The sequence below is a fragment of the Bradyrhizobium sp. NBAIM08 genome (assembly GCF_020193935.1).
In the GTDB taxonomy this organism is placed as follows: Bacteria; Pseudomonadota; Alphaproteobacteria; order Rhizobiales; family Xanthobacteraceae; genus Bradyrhizobium; species Bradyrhizobium yuanmingense.
In genome coordinates, this window is the sequence record NZ_JADYVR010000038.1 from 1 (window position 1) to 2,186 (window position 2,186).

General features: G+C 54.7%; 2 protein-coding genes. Both read left to right on the plus strand.

Annotated elements, in window-relative coordinates:
- Positions 1-382: 382 nt before the first annotated feature.
- On the plus strand, positions 383-1,105 hold the full coding sequence (locus tag I6F37_RS38235) for a GrlR family regulatory protein (protein WP_109144347.1): 723 nt from the start codon (positions 383-385) through the stop codon (positions 1,103-1,105).
- Positions 1,106-1,284: 179 nt separating this feature from the next.
- Complete coding sequence (locus I6F37_RS38240; protein ID WP_225154115.1) at positions 1,285-2,043, plus strand: hypothetical protein; 759 nt, start codon at positions 1,285-1,287, stop codon at positions 2,041-2,043.
- Positions 2,044-2,186 lie beyond the last annotated feature (143 nt).

Here is a 2,186-nt window from a genome sequence, read left to right on the forward strand (position 1 = left end):
AATGGGCTTTCGACCCGCGCTGGACGTTCAAGGCCGAGTACATCTACATCAATCTCGGAAAGTCGAACGGCAATGCTCTTGCATTCCCCGGAGCGTCCTTCACGGACACCGAGGTTCAGCTTCATACGGCCAAGGGCGGCATCAATTATCGGTTTTGACTGAATGGATTTTGTGGTGCTTAGTGGTGGTAACGCAGGCGCGGCCAGTAGCGAACCACGGGCAGGGCAGAGCAAGTCTGCTCTGCCCCGAACTCGGACGTCAACTTGTTCGGCTATCGCGAGGGCGTCATCGACCCCGATGTCGAAATAATCGAACGGTACTCTCGGTCTTCCGAGACTAGCCGCTGAGCAAAAGAGGAGTCCGAGTCAATCGGTGGTGCCGGATGAACGAGTTATCAAGCACTTTCGACGGCCTCTTCAAAAGTGAATTCTCGATCAATCAAATGGTTGGCCGGAGCGTCACGTATGTGCGCCGGGGCAAGTTGCTGGGCGGCAATTCAGGGTTTGCTCATATCGGGAATTACCATGTCGAGGGGGACTCAATCCGTGTCGATGTGACCAGCCGACGACACAATTTTGGCGCTGATCATCAGTCTTTGCTGGGTTCCGACGTCTCGTCAATTTCCGTCGTTGGAAGAGCCGTTGGCAAGGCGTTTCACTTCGAGGGCAGTTCCCCGCAGGTGCCGGGTGCCGTCTTTCGATCCATCATGACCCCGCTGGATGAAAGCGACCTTCCGGCGCCCGGGATGATTGGTGAAGGTGGCATTTCCAACGGATTGTACTCCATCCATCTCAAAATCTTGGACGGCGTCCCCGGCGGCCTGACTGGGGTGATGCTATTGAACAACGGCCGTATCCTGGGTGGCGATGCCTTCTTCTACTATCTGGGGTCATATTCCTCCTCCAGCGGTCGATGGAGAGGGCAGATGGTCAATCAAGAGCATACGCCGGCGCGAGGGGAAGACCCGGTATTCGGCGGACACGAGATTGGAATTGGTTTTTCCGGGACGTGCGATGCCAAGGGCGGTTTCCTCGAGGGCACGGCGCTTGCGGGCAAGCGCAGCATCAGGTTCGAAGCTGATCTGAAATTGATCTGCGCTGCTTAAGGGGCGCGAAAGCCGAGGGCGCAGCTGCCGCGCGACGCCGCGCCGCACACCCATCATTTTTCCAAGCTAAAGTAGTAGAAATAGAGATAAGCTACTTGAGATTGTCAACCAAACCGCGGCGTAGCTCGCGAACCGGCCTGTCCTAGTCGCTTTGAGCACTTAAAAGTGTGGAGGAGGAGATGAAACGGCTGCTATTCGTTGGGCTTGTCGCGCTTCAATCGATCGGTATCGGATTGGCTCATGCCCAATCCGACGACTTAGCCAGACGCATCGAGCTGGGCATGAGGCTTATTAAAGTAGGATGCCCTACCGGCTCGGCAACGCAGAAAACAGAAGTGAAGGGAAATGCGACCGGTCGCATTACACTGTTGAGACCTGCTGACGCATCCGCCGACGCCGGCGCCAGTGTCAACTTCACGAAGGAGGAAGCCCACGGGCTGGTGGCTGCACTGCAAGAAGAAGTAACTGACAGCGGAGTCAAACTCTCTGAGCGACAGCTCGATTGCCTAAAGCCCTATATCGACCGATTCTTCGAAGAGCTTTTCCCGAACAAGAAATCAGGTACACGCGATGAAAAGCGTTTAGCTCTTGCAGACCTTCATACTGCATTCAGAAAGATTGCAAGGCACGCGTATGGAGAGCAGATTGGTCCCCCTTTGACGTACGGGGTTAGCATCAATGACGACAAAATTGAGATATTTAACAGATCTTCGGCTTATTGGGCTCGCCTCGGCGATCTCAAACCAGAACCGGAATTTGTAACGCACGCTCCGGGGCTTCCACATCTCAGATTATATTGCCTGCTAAGCGACTGCGTGTCTCAGGTCTACAAAGATGGAAATTCCGAAAAAAGAGGCTACGCCCCAGTCTATGTAAAAATCGGAGCAGACCCGAAGCCGCTTGAGAATGCATTTGCTCGCGTGATCCGCCTATATTGAATCTAGCAGTTGTTGTTGAAGTGGCCCCCGGATTTGGGACCGGAAGCCTAGTTGGAATGTAGCCGTTCCGTTTGGTAAACGGAGCGGACGATGACGAAGAAGACGAGACGGAAGATCGACGCGGCGCTGAAGGCGAAGATCGC

What these genes read in the sequence shown, in the direction of transcription:
- I6F37_RS38240 (WP_225154115.1), top strand. Translation starts at nt 1,285, where the DNA reads ATGAAACGGCTGCTATTCGTTGGGCTTGTCGCGCTTCAATCGATCGGT.
- I6F37_RS38235 (WP_109144347.1), top strand. Translation starts at nt 383, where the DNA reads ATGAACGAGTTATCAAGCACTTTCGACGGCCTCTTCAAAAGTGAATTC.